This is a genomic window from Pseudomonadota bacterium (assembly GCA_022361155.1).
Taxonomy (GTDB): domain Bacteria; phylum Myxococcota_A; class Polyangia; order Polyangiales; family JAKSBK01; genus JAKSBK01.
On the sequence record JAKSBK010000377.1, the window covers coordinates 1 to 1,897 of the forward strand.

2 protein-coding genes are annotated in these 1,897 nt (G+C 64.0%); both read left to right on the top strand.

Annotated features, from left to right (window positions below):
* A partial coding sequence (locus MJD61_14425; protein MCG8556466.1) for an RHS repeat-associated core domain-containing protein occupies nucleotides 1-595 on the top strand: 595 nt, incomplete at its 5' end.
* 96 nt (nucleotides 596-691) lie between these two features.
* The coding region (locus tag MJD61_14430; GenBank protein ID MCG8556467.1) for a hypothetical protein at nucleotides 692-1,897 on the top strand (1,206 nt) is incomplete at its 3' end.

Consider the following 1,897-nt stretch of genomic DNA (forward strand, 5'->3'; position numbering starts at 1 on the left):
CGACCCGAACCGCCCCAAGACCCGACTCGGCTACACCGGCCACGAGCACTTCAACAAGCTCGGCCTCGTGAACATGAAGGGCAGAATCTACGACGCGCATATGGGGAGGTTTTTGCAGCCCGACCCGTTCGTGCCCGAGCCGGGGAATAGTCAGTCATGGAACCGATATGCGTATGTGGTGAATAATCCGTTGAACTGGACGGATCCCAGTGGGTTTAGCCACCATCAGACGCCGTGTGATGGGCCTGGATGCCCGGTGGAAGCTGTTGGGGAGAATTACGTATGTACCCCCTTCTACATCTGTGTTCCGGGTGACTGGGACACGCTGAAGAAGGACGCCGGGGCGGCGTGGCGGGGTACCAAGAAGGGCGCCGGTAAGGTCTGGGGGGGTATCAAGTCAGGAGCCCGCTGGGTTGGGGGCTTGTTTAGCGGCGGTGGCGAATCGGCACCGCCTCCTGAACCGACTCCGACCGGGGAGGGTGACCCACCAGGACCAGACACGTTTCAGCCTGAGACACCGCACGCTCGGGAGGTCTTCGAAGCACACCGTAAGGCTACTGCACCGCCTAGTATCAACCGGGTGCAGCCGGGCTGAGATCCAGGGGCAGATTGAGCTGAGGGGGTGAAAATGCGGGGAATCCGGGTGATCCTGGGGTTGCAAAACCAACCAACACCACCACGGACACCCGCGATGTTGAAGATATCTCCGCTGAGCCTTGTGCGAAACGGGCAACGGCAAAGTAATCGGCCCACGGTTGAACAACTTCGAGACGAGACCCAGCGCGCTTGCGCACAGGCCGTGCGGTGGGTCGAAACTCGCGCCTCGTGCACGGACGAACTGTCGTTTAGGGACGTCGAGCGAGAGCTGCGGGAGGCGGTGTTCGCTGTCGGTCGAGCGCTCGTGGTGCTGTTTCTGGCACTGCGCGAGCAGCAGTTGGTCGAACAGGACGGGGGATTGCGCCTGCAGTGGCTGGGGCGTAGGTTCCGGCCGGCGCCTGCGATTGCCCGGAACCTGAGCACGATGTTCGGGGTGGTGAGTTACTGGCGCATCTATCTGAGGGAAGTGGCTCCAGGGGCTCGGCACGGTCTGCACCCGTTGGACCTGTCGCTCGGGCTCACCCGGGAACGCTTCAGCTGGAACGTGCTGATGCACGCGGCGCGGCTATCGGCGGAGCTGTCGTACGCCACGGCCCGCTCGGTCCTGAGCGACTTCGTGCCGCACACGCCGTCGACCGAGGTCATCGAGCAAAGCATGTTGGGTCTGGGCGCGCACACCGAGGCGTGGTTTCGATTGCAGCCCGCTCCCCAGGACGATGGCGAAGTCCTGGTGGTGGAGATCGACGCCAAAGGCGTGCCCACGGCCACCTGTCGAGAGCTTCGACGCCGACGCGGCAAACGAACCAAGCGCGCAGGTGGCGGTTCACCGCGACACCGTGGCCGGCTCAAGCGAGCACGCCACCCCAAACAGCCTCGGCGCAGCAAGGGAGACAAGGCGAAGAACGCCAAGATGGTGACGATGGTGGTGATGTACACGTTGCGTCGAGTGGGTACGCGGCGTCTGGAGGGACCCGTTCATCGCCGGCACTACGCCTCGTTCGGCTCCAAACAGCGCGCCTTCGAGATCGCTCGGCGCGAGGCGGACAAGCGGGGTTTCGGCCGCGAGCAGGGCCGGCTGGTGCAGCTGCTCACCGATGGAGACAACGACTACGCTCGGCTCGCCAACCAGTACTTCCCCGAGGCGACGCACACGGTGGATTGCTACCATGTGTTCGAGAAGCTCTGGGAGGCGGGCACCGCCTTTTGCAAGGAGGGGAGCGCCGCGCTCAGGGCCTGGGTCGCAGAGCAAAAGCAGCACCTGTTCGACGACGAGCCCGAAGCGGTCCTCGCCGAGCTTGTC